Annotated in this window: 17 protein-coding genes; 11 read left to right on the top strand and 6 right to left on the bottom strand. The window is 65.7% G+C overall.

Annotated features, from left to right (window positions below):
* Positions 1-93 precede the first annotated feature (93 nt).
* The gene (locus H292_RS0100165) at positions 94-1,563 is read right to left on the bottom strand and encodes a bifunctional phosphatase PAP2/diacylglycerol kinase family protein (protein ID WP_231383728.1); all 1,470 of its coding nucleotides are present in this window, start codon (positions 1,561-1,563) and stop codon (positions 94-96) included.
* 229 nt (positions 1,564-1,792) lie between these two features.
* Between H292_RS0100165 and pafA the strand changes: the two genes are divergently transcribed.
* The 7 genes from pafA (at position 1,793) to H292_RS0100125 (ending at position 10,212) form a co-directional block, all read left to right on the top strand.
* Positions 1,793-3,151 (top strand): Pup--protein ligase, encoded by a 1,359-nt coding sequence (gene pafA, locus H292_RS0100155; protein ID WP_026347980.1) that lies wholly within the window; start codon positions 1,793-1,795, stop codon positions 3,149-3,151.
* A gap of 54 nt (positions 3,152-3,205) precedes the next feature.
* Positions 3,206-4,195: a helix-turn-helix transcriptional regulator gene (locus H292_RS0100150; RefSeq protein ID WP_020110068.1), complete on the top strand. Its 990-nt coding sequence runs from the start codon at positions 3,206-3,208 to the stop codon at positions 4,193-4,195.
* Positions 4,192-5,187, top strand: a complete 996-nt coding sequence (locus H292_RS0100145) for a helix-turn-helix transcriptional regulator (RefSeq protein ID WP_020110067.1) — start codon at positions 4,192-4,194, stop codon at positions 5,185-5,187. The genes H292_RS0100150 and H292_RS0100145 overlap by 4 nt, the downstream gene beginning before the upstream one ends.
* A gap of 74 nt (positions 5,188-5,261) precedes the next feature.
* A complete protein-coding gene (gene tatA, locus H292_RS0100140; protein WP_020110066.1) occupies positions 5,262-5,519 on the top strand; it encodes a Sec-independent protein translocase subunit TatA in 258 nt (85 codons plus the stop codon).
* Between the two features lie 65 nt (positions 5,520-5,584).
* Positions 5,585-6,541: a twin-arginine translocase subunit TatC gene (gene tatC / locus H292_RS0100135; RefSeq protein WP_019666260.1), complete on the top strand. Its 957-nt coding sequence runs from the start codon at positions 5,585-5,587 to the stop codon at positions 6,539-6,541.
* A 9-nt stretch (positions 6,542-6,550) separates the two neighbouring features.
* Positions 6,551-9,280 carry a DEAD/DEAH box helicase gene (locus tag H292_RS0100130; protein WP_020110065.1) on the top strand — a complete coding sequence of 910 codons (2,730 nt, stop codon included), beginning with the start codon at positions 6,551-6,553 and terminating at the stop codon, positions 9,278-9,280.
* 50 nt (positions 9,281-9,330) lie between these two features.
* On the top strand, positions 9,331-10,212 hold the full coding sequence (locus H292_RS0100125; RefSeq protein WP_020110064.1) for a DUF4333 domain-containing protein: 882 nt from the start codon (positions 9,331-9,333) through the stop codon (positions 10,210-10,212).
* Positions 10,213-10,252: 40 nt separating this feature from the next.
* Here H292_RS0100125 and H292_RS0100120 read toward each other — a convergent pair whose 3' ends face one another.
* The gene (locus H292_RS0100120) at positions 10,253-11,224 is read right to left on the bottom strand and encodes a 5'-3' exonuclease (RefSeq protein ID WP_019666257.1); all 972 of its coding nucleotides are present in this window, start codon (positions 11,222-11,224) and stop codon (positions 10,253-10,255) included.
* Positions 11,225-11,253: 29 nt separating this feature from the next.
* Between H292_RS0100120 and H292_RS0100115 the strand changes: the two genes are divergently transcribed.
* On the top strand, positions 11,254-12,399 hold the full coding sequence (locus H292_RS0100115; RefSeq protein ID WP_020110063.1) for a M24 family metallopeptidase: 1,146 nt from the start codon (positions 11,254-11,256) through the stop codon (positions 12,397-12,399).
* Here H292_RS0100115 and H292_RS0100110 read toward each other — a convergent pair.
* A complete protein-coding gene (locus H292_RS0100110) occupies positions 12,377-12,793 on the bottom strand; it encodes a PPOX class F420-dependent oxidoreductase (protein ID WP_020110062.1) in 417 nt (138 codons plus the stop codon). The genes H292_RS0100115 and H292_RS0100110 overlap by 23 nt on opposite strands.
* Before the next feature lie 23 nt (positions 12,794-12,816).
* Here H292_RS0100110 and H292_RS0100105 point away from each other — a divergent pair, with 23 nt between their 5' ends.
* The 3 genes from H292_RS0100105 to H292_RS0100095 are packed head-to-tail and all read left to right on the top strand — an operon-like array spanning position 12,817 to position 15,544.
* Positions 12,817-13,578: an SDR family NAD(P)-dependent oxidoreductase gene (locus H292_RS0100105; protein ID WP_019666254.1), complete on the top strand. Its 762-nt coding sequence runs from the start codon at positions 12,817-12,819 to the stop codon at positions 13,576-13,578.
* Positions 13,575-14,798: a bifunctional cobalt-precorrin-7 (C(5))-methyltransferase/cobalt-precorrin-6B (C(15))-methyltransferase gene (locus H292_RS0100100; protein ID WP_027498508.1), complete on the top strand. Its 1,224-nt coding sequence runs from the start codon at positions 13,575-13,577 to the stop codon at positions 14,796-14,798. The genes H292_RS0100105 and H292_RS0100100 overlap by 4 nt, the downstream gene beginning before the upstream one ends.
* Entirely contained in the window at positions 14,777-15,544 is a 768-nt protein-coding gene (locus tag H292_RS0100095) for a cobalt-precorrin-6A reductase (protein WP_020110060.1), read from the top strand. Before H292_RS0100100 ends, H292_RS0100095 begins: the two co-directional genes overlap by 22 nt.
* Here H292_RS0100095 and cobJ read toward each other — a convergent pair.
* The 3 genes from cobJ to cobG are packed head-to-tail and all read right to left on the bottom strand — an operon-like array spanning position 15,535 to position 18,876.
* Entirely contained in the window at positions 15,535-17,049 is a 1,515-nt protein-coding gene (cobJ, locus tag H292_RS0100090) for a precorrin-3B C(17)-methyltransferase (protein WP_020110059.1), read from the bottom strand. The two genes, H292_RS0100095 and cobJ, sit on opposite strands and share 10 nt — an antisense overlap.
* Complete coding sequence (locus H292_RS0100085) at positions 17,046-17,672, bottom strand: precorrin-8X methylmutase (RefSeq protein ID WP_020110058.1); 627 nt, start codon at positions 17,670-17,672, stop codon at positions 17,046-17,048. The genes cobJ and H292_RS0100085 overlap by 4 nt, the downstream gene beginning before the upstream one ends.
* A gap of 31 nt (positions 17,673-17,703) precedes the next feature.
* Positions 17,704-18,876, bottom strand: a complete 1,173-nt coding sequence (gene cobG, locus H292_RS0100080; RefSeq protein ID WP_027498507.1) for a precorrin-3B synthase — start codon at positions 18,874-18,876, stop codon at positions 17,704-17,706.
* Between the last annotated feature and the right edge of the window lie 2 nt (positions 18,877-18,878).

Below are 18,878 nucleotides of genomic sequence, written 5' to 3'. Positions count from 1 at the left end.
AGCGGAATGACCTGGGTAATCCCGGGAGTGGAGCCCGAGGAATGACCTGAGTAGCGCCCTGCCTTCATCTTCGGGAGCCTGCGGCCTCGTGTTCTATCGATCTCGGTAGAGCGCGAGGCCGTTCTCGTCGACGCCGAATTCGAATGTGCGACCGTCTGCGGTGACTTCGCCGTCGGTGGCGAGCGCGACTTCGGGGCCTTCGACGGCGACCTTCAGCGAGTGAACCGACGAGTGGACGTAGGTCGACGACGATCCGAGCGTTCCGGTGAGTGCCGCCAGAACGAGCCGGGTACGAGACAGGAACGGAGTCGACGGCAGATACCTCAGGTCCAGCGTGCCGGAACCTATCGAGGGCCTGGACATCGGAACCCGGTCCGTGGGCGCGTACTGGCCGTTCCCGACGAACAGCATCCACACTGCCTGCCGACGGCCGTCCAACTCGATCTGCATCGGCTGGGCGCGGCCGAGTACTCGTACCATCGCGACGGCAGCAGCAGGCCATTTACCGATGCGGTCCTGCAGCTTCTCCCGCAGCCGCACGGAGTCCGGGTATCCGCCGAACGTCGCAGTGTTGACGAACGAGATCCGATCCCGGCCGTCGACGACGACGTGGGCGAGATCGACACGATCGGCGGTTCCGTTCTCGATGCTGCGTGCGGTGGCGGCGACATCGGCGACCCCGGCGTCGTGAGCGAAATGGTTGAGAGTACCTCCCGGGAACACCGCGAGTGGGAGGTCGTGCCGCACGGCGGATTCCGCGACGCTGACGATTGTCCCGTCCCCGCCGCACACGCCGAGTGCCGTGGGCGACGTCGCGGCGATACGCTCCTTGAGCTGCGTGGTGAAGTCCCCGTCGGTGTCGGGCCGGAACAGGTCGGCGTCCGGCAACATGCGTCGGATGTCGTCCTCTATCGTGTCGTCGGAACCGGATCCGGGGTTGATCATGATCAGCATGTTCTTGCCGCGCGGAAGCTGCGGCGCCGCAACGGATCTGCCGAGCTCGGCAGGTTCTTCCGTGCGTACGGCCCACCACCGCCGCGTCGACAACGCAATTCCGGCACCGAGAGCGGCACCGGCGACCACATCCGTCGGCCAGTGAACCCCGGTGTGCACCCGTGAATAGCACACCGCCGCGGCCACCGGCGCCAAAGCAGCTGCAGCGAGCGGAGATTCGAGCGCCACGCCGGTGACGAACGCAGCCGCCGACGCCGAATGGCCGGAAGGGAAAGAAGACGACACAGGCGGTGACAACACTCGACGGACGAAAGGGGTCCGCTCGAAACCAGGACGGCTACGGGGAAACGCAGGCTTGAGGACACCGTTCGCCAATGCACTCGCTGCCGCCACGGCCAACAACCCGCGTACCGCGCCGCGACGAGTCGGACCCCGCTTGCTCGCCAACACTCCCGACGCGGCGATCCACAAGCCACTGTGGTTCGCCGCAGTGCTGAGGTTTCGGAGAATCGGATCGGCGACGGATGCACGACTGGCTGCGGTTCGGTCGAACAATCTGACATCCCAGGCGTGGATGCGATCGGGCAAGGAGGGGGATGTCTCGGTCACCACCCCAGCCTAGAGCCGGTCGTTCCTGCCGGCTCCACTCCCGGCTCACTGGGTCGTTCCTGCCGGCTCCACTCCCGCCCTGCCAGGTCGTTCCTGCCGGCTCCACTCCCGCCCTGCCAGGTTGTTCCTGCCGGCTCCACTCCTGCCAGACAGCCCGCGGAAACCGACACAATTTCACCGTGCGTCGTTCGGACGCTCCATCGGCGCGTCTGCGTTGTACTGTCGAAGTGTGCAGCGACGAATCATGGGCATCGAGACCGAGTTCGGTGTCACCTGTACCTTTCACGGGCACAGGCGGCTGAGCCCGGACGAGGTGGCCCGCTACCTCTTCCGCCGGGTCGTGTCGTGGGGCCGTAGCTCCAACGTGTTCCTCCGCAACGGTGCGCGCCTGTACCTCGATGTCGGGTCGCATCCCGAGTACGCGACGGCCGAGTGCGACAGTCTGCTGCAGTTGGTCACTCACGACAGGGCCGGTGAACGAGTCCTCGAGGACCTGCTGATCGACGCCGAGCAGCGGCTCGCCGAGGAAGGTATCGGCGGGGACATCTATCTGTTCAAGAACAACACCGACTCGGCCGGCAATTCCTACGGCTGCCACGAGAACTACCTGGTCCAGCGAGCGGGAGAGTTCTCGCGGATTTCGGATGTGCTGCTGCCGTTCCTCGTCACTCGCCAGCTCATCTGCGGCGCCGGGAAGATTCTGCAGACGCCCAAAGCCGCCACCTTCTGCCTGTCGCAGCGCGCCGAACACATCTGGGAAGGTGTGTCGTCGGCGACCACCCGGTCACGTCCCATCATCAACACGCGCGACGAACCGCATGCGGACGCCGAGAAGTACCGCCGGTTGCACGTCATCGTCGGTGATTCCAACATGGCCGAGACAACCACGATGCTCAAGGTCGGTACGGCCGCTCTCGTGCTCGAGATGATCGAGGCCGGGGTCTCCTTCAGGGACTTCGCGCTGGACAACCCCATCCGCGCGATCCGCGAGGTCAGTCACGATCTGACCGGTCGACGGCCGGTTCGCCTCGCCGGCGGACGGCAGGCCAGTGCACTCGAGATTCAGCGTGAGTACTACGCCAGGGCGGTGGAACATCTGAAGACGCGCGAGCCCAACACTCAGATCGAGCAGGTCGTGGACCTGTGGGGTAGGACTCTGGACGCGGTCGAAGCCCAGGATTTCGCCAAAGTGGACACCGAGATCGACTGGGTCATCAAGCGAAAGTTGTTCCAGCGCTACCAGGATCGATACTCGATGGAGTTGTCCGACCCGAAGATCGCGCAGCTCGATCTGGCCTATCACGACATCAAACGGGGTCGCGGGGTGTTCGACCTGCTCCAGCGCAAGGGTCTTGCGAAGAGGTTGACCGAGGACGAGCAGATCGACGAGGCTGTCGATCTGCCTCCCCAGACGACACGCGCAAAGCTCCGCGGGGAATTCATCACCGCCGCGCAGGATGCAGGCCGCGATTTCACGGTCGACTGGGTTCACCTGAAGCTCAACGACCAGGCTCAACGCACCGTTCTGTGCAAGGACCCGTTCCGCTCCGTCGACGAGCGAGTGGAGCGGTTGATCGCGTCGATGTAGTGGTCGCAGGCGCGCGATGCGACCGAAGCGACTCGGACGGTTAGGGTTCTTGGGGTGGCGATCACCAAAGTCGAACGATTGATGAATCTCGTCATCTGTCTGTTGTCGACACGTCAGTTCGTGACGGCCGAACGGATCAGGGACAGCGTCGCGGGTTACGGAGACTCGGGCAGCGACGAAGCCTTCAGTCGGATGTTCGAGCGTGACAAGAACGAACTCCGTGACCTCGGCGTACCCCTCGAGACCGGGATCTCTGCCGGGACGTTCGGCGTCGAAGGCTATCGAATCAACCGTGATGCCTACGAGCTCCCGGAGATAGATCTCTCGCGCGAGGAAGCGGCTGCGGTCGCGGTCGCGGTGCAGTTGTGGGAATCTCCGGAATTGACCTCCGCGGCGCAGAGCGCGTTGGTCAAGCTGCGCGCCGCGGGAATCCAGGTCGATCAGGAAGACTCGGCGGCGTCGGTGACGGCGGTTCCGGCTCGTACCCGCGGATCTGAACCTGCCCTCGGCGCTCTGCTCGCGGCAATCGACGCGGGCCGGTCGGTGAAGTTCCAGCACCGCAGCTCGGCAACGGATCCGTACACGACCCGCACCGTCGAACCGTGGGGCGTGGTCACGTTTCGGGGCCGGTGGTATCTGGTCGGACACGACGTCGATCGCAACGACACCAGGACGTTCAGGTTGTCGCGTATCGGCGACGACGTCACGACGTTCGGTCGGGCGGGAAGTATCCGCAAACCCGACGACGTGGACGTTCAGTCCATTGTCGCGCGCGTGGCCGGAACCGCCGAGGTCAACGGAACTGCGACGGTGTGGGTAGCCGAGGGTGGAGCGGTGGAGCTCCGCCGGATGGGGACGGCAATGGAGGATCGCATGATCGGTGGACGTCCCGGGTCGGTGATCCGGATTCCCGTCCGTTCGTGGGAGTGGGTCGCCCGGTCGATCGCCGGACACGGGTCCGACGCGGTGGTGCTCGAACCCGCCGAGCTTCGATCGGATGTCATCGCGACCCTGCGTTCGGTTGTTCCGGCGGTCGGGCGATGAGCGCGAGACTGTCGGTCCGGCTGGCGCGGCTGCTGAACATGGTTCCGTTCTTCCTTGCCAATCCAGGCCTGAGCGCCGAGGAAGCTGCGCGCGAGCTCGGGGTGTCCACGTCGACGCTGATGACCGATCTGAACCAGCTCTGGATGTGCGGGCTGCCCGGTTACGGGCCGGGTGATCTGATCGATCTGTCGTTCTCCGAGGAGAGCATCGAAGTCACGTTCTCGGCGGGTATCGACCGCCCTTTGCGACTGACGTCCACCGAGGCGACGGCGTTGCTCGTGGCGTTGCGGTCGCTCACGTCGATGCCGGGCATGGTCGACCCGAGCGCGGCCCAGAGCGCCATCGCCAAGATCGAGCAGGCCGCCGGTTCGGCGAGCGCGAACGTTCCGGGAAACGTCAGCGCCGAACCCGCGGACGACCGTCCCGAGAGCCCGATCGCGACCGCTGTCCGCTCCGCTCTGCGCAGCAAGCACGCTCTGGAACTGACGTATTACTCCGCGTCGCGTGACGCCGTGTCCGAGCGCGTCGTGGATCCGATCCGAACGGTGTCGATCGACGATCACAGTTACCTGCAGGCGTGGTGCCGCAGCGCGGAAGGTGTGCGTCTGTTCCGGTTGGACCGCATCGATCGGGCCGTGGAACTCGAGGTGCCGTCGACACCGCCGGAGGGAGCGAACGAGGACGACAGCTTCGAGATATTCAACGACGACGCGTCCCTGCCTCAGGCGCGACTGCGCGTACTGCCGAGTCACGCGTGGATTCTGGACTATTACCCGATGACTCTGGTGGACACCGAGGACGACGGATCGCTCGTGGTGACGATGAGATTTGCGACACCCGCGTGGATGACGCGTCTTACGCTGGGGTTCGGCGAAGGCGTGCAGGTCCTGGGTCCGCCGGAACTTCGGCGTAGCGTCGAGAACAGGGCAGCCGAGGCGTTGGCGGCGTACGACGACGTCATGTCGGGAAAGTCCGGTGTGAACGCACCGTAAACGTACGGCGACGAGGGAGTCCACGTGGCGAAACGTCGGGTAGGCTCGAGTCATCTGATCTTGGGAGGTAGAACATGGGAGCCATGAGCCCGTGGCACTGGGCCATCGTTGCTTTGGTGGTCGTCATTCTGTTCGGTTCGAAGAAGCTGCCCGACGCAGCACGCGGTCTCGGTCGCTCGCTCCGGATCTTCAAGAGTGAAGTCAAGGAAATGCAGAACGACGGCAAGTCCGATACGCCGGCAACACCAGCGCCGAATCGGATCGACTCGCAGGCCAGCGATATTCACGCCACAGGCAGCGTGACGTCGCAGCCGGACTCCAAGTCCGCCTGACGCGACATCGTGGTAAACCGGGGTGCTGACCAGCACCCCGGTTCACTGCTGAGCGAAGACAGAGTATGCGAATTCCGTTCGATCCGAGGCGCAGCAAGCGCCGTTTGAATCCCGACGGCACCATGTCGTTGGTCGATCATCTCTACGAGTTGCGCACGCGACTCATGTGGTCGCTTCTCGCCATGGCAGTCACCACGGCCTTCGGCTTCTTCTGGTACTCCCACACGATTCTCGGTATCGAGAGTCTCGGCGATCTTCTTCGCGGCCCGTACTGCTCGCTCGATCCGAGTCTTCGAGCGGACCTCAGCGGCAACACGAGCGGTGTCGACGAGTGTCGGTTGCTCGCGACCGGTCCGTTCGACCAGTTCCTGTTGCGGTTCAAAGTCGCATTCACGGCGGGCGTCGTGCTCGCTTGCCCCGTCTGGCTGTATCAGATCTGGGCGTTCGTCACGCCTGGCCTCTACAAGCAGGAGCGTCGCTACGCGGTCTCGTTCGTGACCTCCGCTGCCATCCTGTTCGTCGGCGGAGCCGTGCTGGCGTACTTCATCGTCTCCAAGGGCCTGCACTTCTTGCTGTCCATCGGTGACAACGTGCAGATAACGGCGCTGAGCGGCGCCCAGTACTTCGGCTTCGTCATCAATCTGCTGATCATCTTCGGCGTGAGCTTCGAAATCCCGTTGCTCGTCGTGGCCTTGAATTTCGTCGGTGTACTCACGTACGAGCGCCTCAAGGCGTGGCGACGCGGACTCATCATGGGTCTGTTCGTGTTCGCGGCGATCGCGACACCCGGCCAGGATCCGTTCTCGATGCTTGCCCTGGCTCTTGCACTCACGCTGCTGTTCGAGATGGCGGTGCAAGTAGCGCGCATTCACGACAAGCGTAAATTGCGGAAGAGAAAAGATGATTGGGGTGATGTATCCGATGACGAAGCATCGTCGATCGAGTCCGCTGGTCCGCTTGCATCCCCGATTTCGGTCACTCCTCCGAAGCAACCCGAGCGGGATTTCACCGACACGATCTGACGTGATCGTGTGACGGTGTCGACGTCCGAACTGCAGCGATTCGCGGGGCACCTCGATTTTCCGTTGGATCGTTTCCAGGTGGACGCGTGCACCGCGCTGGAATCCGGGCACGGGGTCCTGGTCTGTGCTCCGACGGGCGCGGGCAAGACGATCATCGGCGAGTTCGCCGTCCACCTTGCGCTTGCCGCAGGTCGAAAGTGCTTCTACACCACACCGATCAAGGCGCTGAGCAACCAGAAGTTCGCCGAACTCACTGCCCGCTACGGACGTGACACGGTCGGTCTGCTCACGGGCGACTCCAGTGTGAACGCCGATGCCCCCATCGTGGTGATGACCACCGAGGTCCTGCGGAACATGCTGTACGCGTCGTCGGATGCGTTGCGTGGCCTCTCGCACGTCGTGATGGACGAAGTTCATTACCTCGCCGACCGTTTTCGTGGCGCAGTGTGGGAGGAAGTGATCCTGCACCTGTCGCAGGATGTACGGCTGGTCAGTCTGTCCGCGACCGTCAGCAACGCCGAGGAGTTCGGCGCGTGGATGGAGACCGTCCGCGGCGACACCACCGTGGTGGTCGACGAGAACAGGCCGGTTCCGCTGTCTCAGCACATCATGGTGGGGAGGCGGCTGTTCGATCTGTTCGACAGCCGGGCCCAGAGCGGAGAAGGATCGGCACGGCTCGTCGTCGACAAGGACCTCGTTCGCTACGTGAAACAGCGTCAATCGCTCGACCACGTCGATCGATGGCAACCACCGCACGGCAGGGGACGAGGCCGTGGCCGCGCCGGCGGTTCCAGCATGGCCAATCGTCCGCTCCCGCGTCCGGAGGTCATCTCCAAGCTCGACGAGGAAGGACTTCTGCCTGCGATCACGTTCATCTTCAGCCGGGCCGGATGCGACGGTGCGTTGACGCAGTGCCTTCGGTCCCGGTTGGTGTTGACCACGCCTGAGCAGGCCGAGGAGATTCGCTACATCGTCGACAAACACACCGCCGAGCTGCCGAGGGAGGATCTCGAGGTTCTCGGATACTGGGAGTGGCGTGAAGCACTCGAGCGCGGCCTCGCGGCCCATCACGCGGGCATGCTGCCGGTGTTCCGCCACACGGTGGAGGAACTGTTCGTCAAGGGCCTGGTTCGCGCCGTGTTCGCGACCGAGACCCTTGCCCTCGGCATCAACATGCCTGCGCGCACCGTGGTCCTCGAGAAACTGGTCAAGTACAACGGTGAATCTCACGCGGAGTTGACCCCGGGGGAGTACACCCAGCTCACCGGCCGTGCCGGTCGACGCGGAATCGACGTGGAAGGACACGCTGTCGTGCTGTGGCAGCCGGGAACCGAGCCGACGGAGGTCGCCGGTCTCGCATCCACCCGTACGTTCCCGCTGCGCAGTTCGTTCCGCCCGGGATACAACATGTCGATCAATCTGATCGAGCAGTTCGGTGCCGCCGAATCGCGGACGCTGCTGGAACGGTCGTTCGCACAGTTCCAGGCAGATCGATCGGTCGTCGGTCTGGTCCGTGGGATCGACCGCAACGGCAAGACCCTCGCAGGACTGTTGGAACGGCTCGGCGGCGTCGACGGCGAGTATTTCGAGTACGCGAAACTGCGGGAGCGACTCACCGAGCGTGAGCGGCTGCTCGAGCGTCAGGGCAGGCAGGACCGGCGAGATCAGGCGGTCGAGTCACTGCTCGAGCTCAAACGAGGCGACGTCGTCTCGGTTCCCAGCGGTAAGCGCGCCGGATTGGCCGTGGTGTTGGAATCCGACGACGACCGGGTCGATCCCCGACCGCTGGTGTTGACCGAAGATGCGTGGGCCGGACGATTGTCGGCGGCGGACTTCCCGTCAGCCGCGTACGCACTCGGTCGTATGCGCCTGCCGAAGTTCATCGACCACCGCACTGCTCGCACGCGGCGCGACCTGTCGGCGGCATTGCGGTCGACAGGCATCTCGGCTCCGTCGGATCGGCGTCGGCGCAAGTCGACGGCAGCAGACGACAGTGAACTCGCCACGCTCCGTAGAAGTCTTCGATCGCATCCGGTTCACTCGCGCTCGGACCGGGACGAGCTCGGCCGCGTCGGTGAGCGCTACAACAAGCTGGCTCGTGACACCGAATCGATGCGTCAGAAAGTCTCCGCAACAACCAATTCGCTCGCGCGAACCTTCGACCGCATTCTGGCTCTCCTCGCGGAGCGCGACTACATCACCTCCGGTGCGGCGCCCACGGTGACCGAACACGGGGCGCGGCTCGGCCGTATCTACTCCGAGTCGGACCTGCTGGTGTCCGAGTGTCTGAGACAGGGTCTCTGGACTGGGCTCGCGCCGGCCGAACTGGCTGCGGTGGTGTCGGCCGTGGTGTTCGAGTCCCGTCAGGAGGTCGGCGACACCGTTCCTCAGGGCCCGACCGGGCCGATCCGTCATGCGCTGGGCGAGACGGTCCGCGTGTGGGGCGAGTTGCGGTCCGACGAGATTCGGCACAAGCTGCCGCAGACCCGCGAACCGGACATGGGATTCGTGAAGGCGGTCTACCGCTGGGCAAGCAATCACACGCTCGCCGACGCGTTGATGGCTGCGGGCGATCGCGGAAAAGCACTGTCGGGCGGCGACTTCGTTCGGTGGTGTCGACAGGTGATCGACCTGCTGGATCAGGTCCGGCTGGCGTCGCCGGATCCCGCGTTGTCGAAGGCGGCGGCGCGGGCGATCGCGGCGTTGCGCCGAGGAGTCGTAGCAGTCGACGCTGCGTAACCGTGTCCGATATGGTTGCGGCCGGTCAATCGAATTCACGTGGAGGCGAGATGAGCGGCCCGTACGGTCCGAACAACCCCGATGATCAGTGGTCGCGCGATCAAGGAAAGCCGGAGAGTGCCACCCCGGACACCGAGCAGTGGGGCCGGTCCCAGGACGGCGGAGCCACGTCGGCGTACCCAACTCAGGCTTATCCGGACGCGTCGGGCTCGAATCAACAGGGTTCGCAGGGACAGTATCCGCAGCAGGCGTACGGGCAGTACGGATACCCGCAGGGGCAGTACCCGGGCCAGCCGTACGCCCAGCAGCCGGGGCAGCAGCCAGGGTATCCCGGTCAGCCTGCTCAGCCGGGCCAGTATCCAGGCCAGACCAACACCCAGTACCCAGGCCAGCAGTACGGCCAGCCGGGGCAGCCGGGGCAGTCCGGTCCGCAGCCGGGGCAGTATCCAGGCCAGCCGTACGGTCAGCCGAATGCCCAATATCCGGGCCAACCGTACGGTCAGCAGCCTGGCCAGCAGGCCGGTCAGTATCCGGGACAGCCGCAGTGGGGGCAGGGGCAATACCCCGGTCAGCCGCAGGGACCGGGCAATCAGTGGAATTCTGCCCAGCAGACACCCGGCGGTACCAAGTCGAAAACGCCGTACTTCGTGATCGGTGGTCTGGTCGCTGCCATCGTCGTGATCGGTGGAGCCGCGTTGGCATTCGGAGGTTCCAAGAATCTCGATCCCGCAGCTGCCGAATCCGGTGTCGAGGACATCGTGACCGGTACCTACGGTGCATCGTCCGTCAGCAACGTCTCGTGCCCCGACGGCAAGAAGATCGAGGAGGGAGCATCGTTCGAATGCTCTCTTCAGGTGGACGGTTTCGAGCGCACGGTGACCTTGACGTTCACCGATAACGACGGCACATACGAGGTCTCCCGCCCGCGTTGACGTCGAACGCCCGTCACGACCCGTGGGCCGGCCGCCGCATTCAGGACCCGTGGACCGACAGGGCTGCGGTGAGTCGGCCCACGGCGTTCTCGATTCCCAGTCGAGCGGCGAGTTCGGCCAGCTTGTCCGCGTCGGCGGGGACGGCCGGTATGACGTCGGACCTGGAGAGCACCACATCGGCGTCGCGGACGACACGGACCACCGGTAGCGCCGCATCGAGGTAGTCGGCAGCCGCGGCGAGTTTGGCCCGCACGCCCTGCGCCATGTCCGACGACGGGTCGAGAGCAGCGTCGCGCAGCGCAGCCACCGAGCCGTACCGGAGCATGAGCGTGGACGCAGTTTTCTCGCCGACACCTTTGACTCCGGGCAGACCGTCCGAGCTGTCCCCGCGCAGCAGAGCAAGCTCGGCGTAGGCGTCGCCTGCTCGATCCGCGGGCACTCCGTACTTCTCGGCCACCTCGGCGGGACCGAACAGTTCGGCTTTCGCCAGACCACGTCCCACGTAGAGGACTTTCACCTGATTGGGTTCGTCGGCTGCGACCTGAAGTAGATCCCGGTCTCCGCTGACGACCACGACAGGGTCGGTGCGCTCGCGCGCGGCGAGGGTACCCAGGACATCGTCCGCCTCCAGGCCCTCAGCGCCTGCAGTCGCAATGCCTGCTGCAGCGAGCACCTCCATGATCAGATCCACCTGGGGCGACAGGCTGTCCGGCACTTCCTCGCTCTCCGGTGTGCCCGGTGCAGCCTCGGCGACGCGATGAGCTTTGTACGACGGCACGAGGTCGACGCGGAACTGCGGTCGCCAATTCAGATCGAGGCAGACCGCGAGGCGACTCGGCTCGGTGCGGGCCATCAGCGCCGACACCATGTCGACGAATCCACGCACGGCGTTCACCGGTGTGCCGTCGGGTGCTGTAATCGATTCGGGCAGAGCGTAGTAAGCGCGAAACCACAGGCTGGCTCCGTCGAGAAGGAGCAGCGGCGACGATCCAGGGGCGGTCATGTGGATCATCTTGCCAAAACGTCGATAGCCTGTAGATCATGAGTTCCACTTCCGCACAGTCCCCAGCCAGATTCCCGTCGGAGACCTACGCGTCGCGACTTGCACGTGCCGCCGAATTCGCCTCCGAGGCCGGACTCGACGCACTGCTGATCTCGCCGGGGCCGGACCTTCGGTACCTGCTCGGCTCACAGGCGAGTTCGTTCGAGCGTCTGCTCTGCCTCGTCGTGCCGTCGAGTGGTGCTAAGCCGACGGTGGTGGTTCCGAGGATGGAGCTCGCCGCACTGAAGGACTCGGCCGTGGCCGACCTCGGGCTCGAACTCGCCGATTGGGTGGACGGGACGAGTCCGTACGACATCATCGCGGCGGCACTGCCCGAGGGCGCCACCACCGCAGTCGACGACGCGATGCCGGCGCTGCACTTCGTGCCCGTCGCCAACCGACTCGGTGTCGTACCCGTTCTGGCCACGGACGTTCTGCGTCGACTCCGGATGGTCAAGGACGAGGCGGAGATCGACGCATTACGTCGAGCAGGCCAGGCCATCGACCGAGTCCATGCACGGATGGGGGATTTCCTGAAGGTCGGCCGAACCGAAGCCGACATCGCGGAGGATATCGCCGCCGCCATCCTGGAGGAGGGCCACACCGAAGCGGCCTTCATCATCGTCGGGTCCGGTCCGCACGGCGCCGATCCGCATCACGAGGTGTCCGATCGCGTGATCGAGGCAGGCGACGTCGTGGTCATCGACATCGGCGGGCCCGTGGCGCCGGGATACAACTCCGACTCGACTCGCACCTACGTCCTCGGCGATCCCCCCGCGGACGTCGCGGCGCAGTACGCCGTACTCGAGCGAGCACAACAGGCCGCCGTGGATCGGGTGCGTCCCGGTGTCTCGGCCGAGTCCGTCGATGCCGCAGCCCGGGAAGTCCTGACCGCGGAGGGCCTGGGCGAGGCGTTCCTGCACCGCACCGGTCACGGAATCGGCTTGTCCGTGCACGAGGAGCCCTACATCGTGTCCGGCAACGACATCGAACTCACCGAGGGAATGGCGTTCAGTGTCGAACCGGGAATCTACTTTCGCGGACAGTGGGGAGCCCGGATCGAGGACATCGTGATCGTCACCGCCGACGGGTGCGAGTCGGTCAACCTCCGCCCGCACGGACTCACGGTGCTGCCGGTGTCGTGAGCAGCGACCGCGACCCGAGCACACGTCGAACCGAAATTCGAATGACCACGCGTTCGGGATTCTCCCGGGGAACCCGGTACCGCACCGCGTAGCGGTTCTCGGCGTCGACCACGTCGTCGCGGTCGGTCAACACCTCCGAGGTGCCCTCCAGTGTCAACCACCGAGGGCCGTCGATCTGACTGACGGCCGCGTATCCGCCGCGGGAGGCGTTCAGTGCTTTCTGCGTCGCGCGTCCGGTGATGACTCGGGCGAACCCGCCGTCGGGATCCCAGGTGAATCCGACGGCGACCACGTGCGGAGTGCCGTCGCTGCGCAAGGTGGTCAGCGTCGCGAGATGGCGTTCGGTGAGGAACTCCACGGCGTCGGGTGTCAAGGATGCGGGGGTGGTGACCATGATGCACACGGTAATCGGCCACAATGACCGTCGTGACGACCACTGCACCCGAAGGCACGGTTCTCGTTCTCGGCGGACGTAGCGAGATCGGACTCGAGCTCGCCACGCGTCTGGCGTCCGGCCGGACCGTCGTGCTTGCCGCACGCCGGAGCAACGACCTGACCGAACAGGTGGACGCGGTCGTGGCCGCAGGTGCGACCACCGTGGCGACGGTCGAGTTCGACGCCGACGACCTCGGGTCGCACGGCGCCGTGCTCGAGTCGGTCGTTGCCGAGCACGGGCCCCTGTCCACCGTCGTGTTGGCGTTCGGCATCCTCGGCGATCAAGCACGTGCCGAGAAGGATGCTGCTCATGCAGCGGCGATTCTGCACACCGACTTCGTTGCACAGGCCGCCGTGTTGACCCGGATCGCCACTGTCCTGCGCGCTCAGGGCACCGGCCGGATCGTCGTGTTTTCCTCCGTCGCGGGAGTGCGTGTGCGCAAGGCGAACTACGTGTACGGATCGGCCAAAGCCGGTCTCGACGGATTCGCGACGGGCTTGTCCGACGCTCTTCGAGGGTCGGGTGTCAGCCTGCTGCTCGTTCGCCCCGGTTTCGTCGTCGGTTCGATGACGAAGGGTATGACTCCCGCCCCGTTCTCGAGCTCACCTGCACAGGTCGCCGACGCGGTGGCCGCGGCTCTGGGTGCCGGGAAGTCGAGGGTGTGGATTCCCGGCATCCTCGCGCCGATCTACTTCGCCGTCCGATTCGTTCCACAGTGGTTGTGGCGGAAGGCCCCTCGATGACCTCGCCGCAGGCGCAGCCCATCTCCGTCGTCGGAATCGGGGCCGACGGGTGGGCCGGACTCTCCGAGTCGGCACGGGTGATCGTCACGGAGGCCGATGTCGTGTTCGGATCGAGGCGCCAGCTCGACTCGACTCCGGTTCCGCCCGAGAAGGCGCGCCGGTGGCCGACTCCGCTCGTCCCGAGTCTGCGTACCTCGTTCGCGGAGTGGCACGGCCGAAGAATCTGCGTGCTCGCGAGCGGCGACCCGATGTTCCACGGAATCGGGGTGACGCTCGCCCGCGAATTCGGGGCCGCGAGATTGCATGTCGTTCCCGCTCCGTCCTCGGTGTCGCTCGCCTGCGCCAGGCTCGGTTGGGCGATGCACGAGGTGGTCACCGTCAATCTCGTCAACACGGCGCCGAGCACTCTCGTCGCGGCGCTGGCGGACCGTGCACGCATCGTCGTCCTGTCGCGCGATCAGGACACGCCGGCAGCCGTGGCCGAAAAGCTGTGTGAGGCCGGCTATCCTGCGTCGTCGATGACCGTACTCGAGCAACTGGGTGGGCCGTCCGAGCACTCGGTGGCGGGTGAGGCCGGCTCGTGGAACCACCCGGCCGGAGATCCGCTGAACGTCGTCGCGATCGACTGCGTCGCCGACGACCGGTCGGGCCGGCTCACCCGAGTTCCGGGTCTGCCCGACGACGCCTACTCCGGCGACGGCCAGCTGACCAAAGCCGAGGTCCGAGCCTTGACCGTGAGTGCACTCGCGCCCGCGCCCGGTGAGCTGCTGTGGGACGTCGGGGGCGGCTCGGGTTCCATCTCCATCGAGTGGATGCGGACGCACCCGCGTTGTCGAGCAACGACTTTCGAATCCATTGACGCCAGACGAGCGCAGATCGACGCCAACGCGTCGGCGTTGGGAGTGCCGAGCCTTCGAGTACTCGGACGTGCACCTGCTGCGTTCGAAGAGGTACCCGACGACGTACCCGACGCCGTGTTCATCGGTGGCGGCCTGACCAGCGACGCCATGGTCGACGTCTGTTGGGAGCGACTTCGCGTGGGCGGGCGACTGGTTGTCAATGCGGTCACCGCCGAGTCGGAATCGCTGGTTCTTCACTGTGTTTCGAAGTTCGGCGGCTCCCTGCGCAGATTCCAGATCTACCGGGCCGAGGCGCTGGGATCGTTCACCGGCTGGAGGCCCCACATGCCCGTCACGCAATGGACAGCCGTCAAACGGTGAAGATCCTTCTGCTGGGCGGAACTTCGGAGGCTCGTTCGCTCGCCGCTGAGGTCCACGGCGATCCGTGCCTCGACGTCGTCTCGTCCTTGGCGGGACGTGTGCACGAGCCACAGCTGCCGGTCGGTTCGGCTCGGGTCGGAGGTTTCGGAGGTCCGGCAGGATTGACGCAGTGGCTCGAACACGAATGCGTCGACGTCGTCGTGGACGCGACGCACCCGTTCGCGACGTCGATGTCGTCCAACGCGCGCGAGGCCTCGCGCGCCACCGGTACACCGCTCGTCCGGCTCGTGCGCCCTGCCTGGACGCCGTCGGCGGACGACCGGTGGATTCGTGTCGGATCGATCTCGGAGGCTGCCGAGGCAGTCGAACGCTTGTCCCGTCGGTCGTTTCTGACGATCGGACGACAGAACGTCGATGCGTTCGCGTGGATCGAGCGCACCTGGTTCCTCGTCCGGAGCATCGATCCGCCCATCGGCGCACTACCGCCGCATCACGAGGTGCTGCTCGCGCGCGGACCCTTCGCGGAGGCCGACGAAATCGAGTTGATGAGGGCGCATCGCATCGACACGATGGTCACGAAGAACAGCGGTGGAGCGATGACGGACGCAAAGTTGGCCGCAGCCCGTCGCCTGGCTGTCCCCGTCGTGATGATCGACCGACCTCGGGAAGCGGGGGCGGATTTCACTGCAGACTCCGTCGGAGCCGTCGTGGAGTGGCTTCGGGGCCACCACGTACGTCAGGGGTAACGACGAGAGGTGAACACCTGCCGGCCCGCGCCGGTCTCGACGACGTGCGTCTGCGAGGAGCCGACGATGAGCAGGCATCTCATGTCGACCTCGCTCGGGTCGAGGTCGACCAGTTCGACGACGCGAACCGACTCTTCGTCGCTGCCTACCGCACGCCCGATGACGACGGGAGTCTGCGGGCTGCGGTGTTCCAACAGCAGGTCTCGCATCTTCTCGACCTGCCACGTCCTGGACTTCGACGCCGGGTTGTAGACGGCGATGACCATGTCGGCGGCCGCTGCAGCAGTGATCCTGTTCGCGACCACGTCCCACGGTTTGAGGCGGTTGGACAGCGAGATGACCGCATAGTCGTGTCCGAGCGGCGCGCCCACCCGGCTCGCGACTGCATTCGCCGCTGTCATGCCGGGGACCACCCGTACCGGAACATCGGCCCACTGCGGTTCGGCCGCTACTTCGATCACCGCCGACGCCATGGCGAACACCCCGGGGTCACCGGACGAGACGACCACCACGCGCTTGCCTCGCTTGGCGAGATCGAGCGCGAACGCGGCACGCTCGGACTCCACTTTGTTGTCACTCGCGTGCCGAATCTGACCGGGTCCGAGCCTTACTCGGTTCAAGTACGTGACGTATCCGACGAGGTCGGTGGCGCGGGCGAGTTCTCGACGCACCTCCTCGGTCGTCCAGCAGTCTGCGCCCGGACCGAGTCCGACCACGGTTACCTCACCGACTGCACCGACCTCGACCTTCCCGTCCGCGGGTGTGGGGAACACGGCGTTGTTGGCCGGGCTCGGCACGACGACCATCGAGAAGTAGGGAACTGCCGACGGGTCGACGTCCGCGGCGTTCGAGACGCGTTGGCCCTCCGTGCTCGCGCGTTCGACGTATCTTGCTTCGTCCAACCTGCCCGCGTCCGTCAGCGCCTGCACGACAGTGGGGAAGGTGCGGCCGAGCTTCATGATCGCTGCGGCGTCGGTGGCCGCCAACCGCCGCGTCAATTCGTCCACGGGCAAGGTTCCGGGTAGAACCGTGAACACCTCGTCACGTTCGACGAGGGGAGTCTTGAGCGCTGCAGATGCCGCACTGACCGACGTCACGCCGGGTATCACCTCGACGTCGAAACGGCCGACGAGTCGTTTGTGCATGTGCATGTAGGAGCTGTAGAACAGCGGATCGCCTTCGGCGAGCAACGCGACGTCGCGACCGGCAGCGAGGTGGGCTGCCAATCGAGCCGCGGCCTCCTCGTAGAACTCGTCGATCGCACCCTGATATCCGCCCGGATGATCGGTGGTCTCCGTCGTGACCGGGTACACCAGGTGCTCCTCGATCTGACCGTCACGCATGTAGGGCGCCGCGACGCCTCGTGAAATGCTTCGGCCGTGACGCGCGCTGTGGAACGCGATCACGTCGGCCGCCTCGATGATGCGGGCTGCTTTGACGGTGACGAGTTCCGAGTCGCCCGGGCCGATTCCGACACCCCACAGCTTGCCTGCAGCGACGCTCATTCTTCCTCGCTCGCAATGGCATTGACCGCTGCAGCGGTGATCGCACTTCCTCCGCGGCGGCCACGAACGACGAGATACTCCACACCCAGTCCGGATGCGATGAGGTCCTCTTTCGATTCGGCTGCGCCGATGAAACCGACCGGGCCTCCGACGATGGCGGCGGGCGAGGGGGCACCGGCGGCGAGCAGTTCCATCAGATGGAACAGTGCGGTCGGGGCGTTGCCGATCGCGACGACGGCGCCGTCGAGTCGGTCGCCCCACAACTCCAGTGCCGCTGCGGTCCTGGTAGTCCCCAGCCTGTCCGCGAGGTCGCGAACCCGCGGGTCGGACAGCGTGCAGAGGACCTCGTTGTCCGCGGGCAACCTCCGACGGGTGACACCCGCGGCGACCATGTTGGCATCGCACAGAATCGGGGCGCCGGAGTTCAACGCTGCGCGCGCGTCGCGGACGACGTTCGGCGTGGCGCCGATGACCTCGGTCAGATCGACCTCGCCGCTCGCGTGGATCATCCGCACGACGACCTGCGCGATGTCCGCGGAGAACGCCGACAGATCCGCCTCGGCCCTGATGGTTGCAAAGGACTGTCGGTAGATCTCCGCGCCGTCGCGGATGTAGTCGTGCATGGCGTTCACGATAGGTCAGGCCGGTGAGCGGTCAGGACACCCGGTATCCGGTCGGTCCGGCGACGACGTTCAGTACATCTCCCTTCGGCGCCCCGCACCGGCGGTCGCATCCGGACCAGTGCTGTCGGCGTCCGCGAAGGACCGTGCCTGCGCCGATCGCGTCGGTGAGATCTGCGCGTACGTCGGCATTCGACTTCTCGCACCCGGGGGAGCCGGTGCAGGCACTGGCGTCGATCCAGGGTGAGTTCTCGTCGAAGATCAGACCCATGGGTGCGAGAACACGCACCACGGTGTCGGCCACGTCCTCGTCCAGATCGCACACCACCACGCTGCGCCACGGGGTGAGTACCAACGGTCTGTCGATCGCCGCCAGGAACTCGGCGAGTCGGCCGTCCAACAGACCGAGGGCGAGCACTCCGCCGAGAGCTACCCGGCCGTCGTTCTGCGGTAGCCAGCCGACGGGGGGAGTCGACGACGTCCCCACCTCGAGGCGGCTCTCCGTGGTCGGAGTCGAGCCGAGGGCCGCAAGCACTCGTTCGGGTCCGTCGTAGAGCTCGCTCAGCCGCCATTCGGAGGTTCGCAGGTCCACGAACGCCTGAGCGGACGCCAGCAGTACGTCGACGACATCGCTTTCGGCAATGCGAACACCCGTGTCCCGACCCGCAAGAACCAGCGCGTACCGAGTCCTCTCGTCGGCTGGATCGTCGGAAAGGTGATGTTCGGGGGATACGGCCGTTGCCGCGAAATCCGGGCGCGCCGTCAGAACGTCGCCTCGGCCGTCGTCCAGCGCGAACAGTGTGCGGCCCGGAAGTTCGGCCAGTGCCGGCCGCGCACACAGGGCGGCGTCGAGTCGGCCGATCGAGTCGCGTACGTCTGCGATTCCCCCGACTCGACCGGTCAGTGGCGATGCGAGGATGTTGCGTACTCGTTCGTGCGTCGGTGACGGCAACAGGCCTGCGTCGGACAGCCGACGTGCAAGCTCGTCTCCGTCGGACACAGCGCGAAATTGAACATTGCCTCTCGACGTCAACTCCATCGAACCGTTGCCCAGCTCGGTCGCAGCGCCGGAGAGAACGAGCATCTGCGCCGGAGTGACCACTCCGCCCGGTAGACGCACGCGAGCCAGCGAGCCGTCGGCAGCCTGGTGCATGGACAGGGCGCCCGGGCACTTGTCCGGGACGGGTCGGGGATCGGTCGAACTCACTT

The organism is Rhodococcus sp. 114MFTsu3.1 (assembly GCF_000383555.1).
GTDB classification, from domain to species: domain Bacteria; phylum Actinomycetota; class Actinomycetes; order Mycobacteriales; family Mycobacteriaceae; genus Rhodococcoides; species Rhodococcoides fascians_E.
This window is presented reverse-complemented; position numbering and strand designations above follow the sequence as displayed.

Bases quoted from the DNA above. Each gene is read 5' to 3' on its own strand.
- H292_RS0100145 (WP_020110067.1), top strand. From the start codon at position 4,192: ATGAGCGCGAGACTGTCGGTCCGGCTGGCGCGGCTGCTGAACATGGTT.
- tatA (WP_020110066.1), top strand. From the start codon at position 5,262: ATGGGAGCCATGAGCCCGTGGCACTGGGCCATCGTTGCTTTGGTGGTC.
- tatC (WP_019666260.1), top strand. From the start codon at position 5,585: ATGCGAATTCCGTTCGATCCGAGGCGCAGCAAGCGCCGTTTGAATCCC.
- H292_RS0100125 (WP_020110064.1), top strand. From the start codon at position 9,331: ATGAGCGGCCCGTACGGTCCGAACAACCCCGATGATCAGTGGTCGCGC.
- H292_RS0100120 (WP_019666257.1), bottom strand. From the start codon at position 11,224: ATGATCCACATGACCGCCCCTGGATCGTCGCCGCTGCTCCTTCTCGAC.
- H292_RS0100115 (WP_020110063.1), top strand. From the start codon at position 11,254: ATGAGTTCCACTTCCGCACAGTCCCCAGCCAGATTCCCGTCGGAGACC.
- H292_RS0100110 (WP_020110062.1), bottom strand. From the start codon at position 12,793: ATGGTCACCACCCCCGCATCCTTGACACCCGACGCCGTGGAGTTCCTC.
- H292_RS0100105 (WP_019666254.1), top strand. From the start codon at position 12,817: ATGACCGTCGTGACGACCACTGCACCCGAAGGCACGGTTCTCGTTCTC.
- H292_RS0100100 (WP_027498508.1), top strand. From the start codon at position 13,575: ATGACCTCGCCGCAGGCGCAGCCCATCTCCGTCGTCGGAATCGGGGCC.
- H292_RS0100095 (WP_020110060.1), top strand. From the start codon at position 14,777: ATGGACAGCCGTCAAACGGTGAAGATCCTTCTGCTGGGCGGAACTTCG.
- cobJ (WP_020110059.1), bottom strand. From the start codon at position 17,049: ATGAGCGTCGCTGCAGGCAAGCTGTGGGGTGTCGGAATCGGCCCGGGC.
- H292_RS0100085 (WP_020110058.1), bottom strand. From the start codon at position 17,672: ATGCACGACTACATCCGCGACGGCGCGGAGATCTACCGACAGTCCTTT.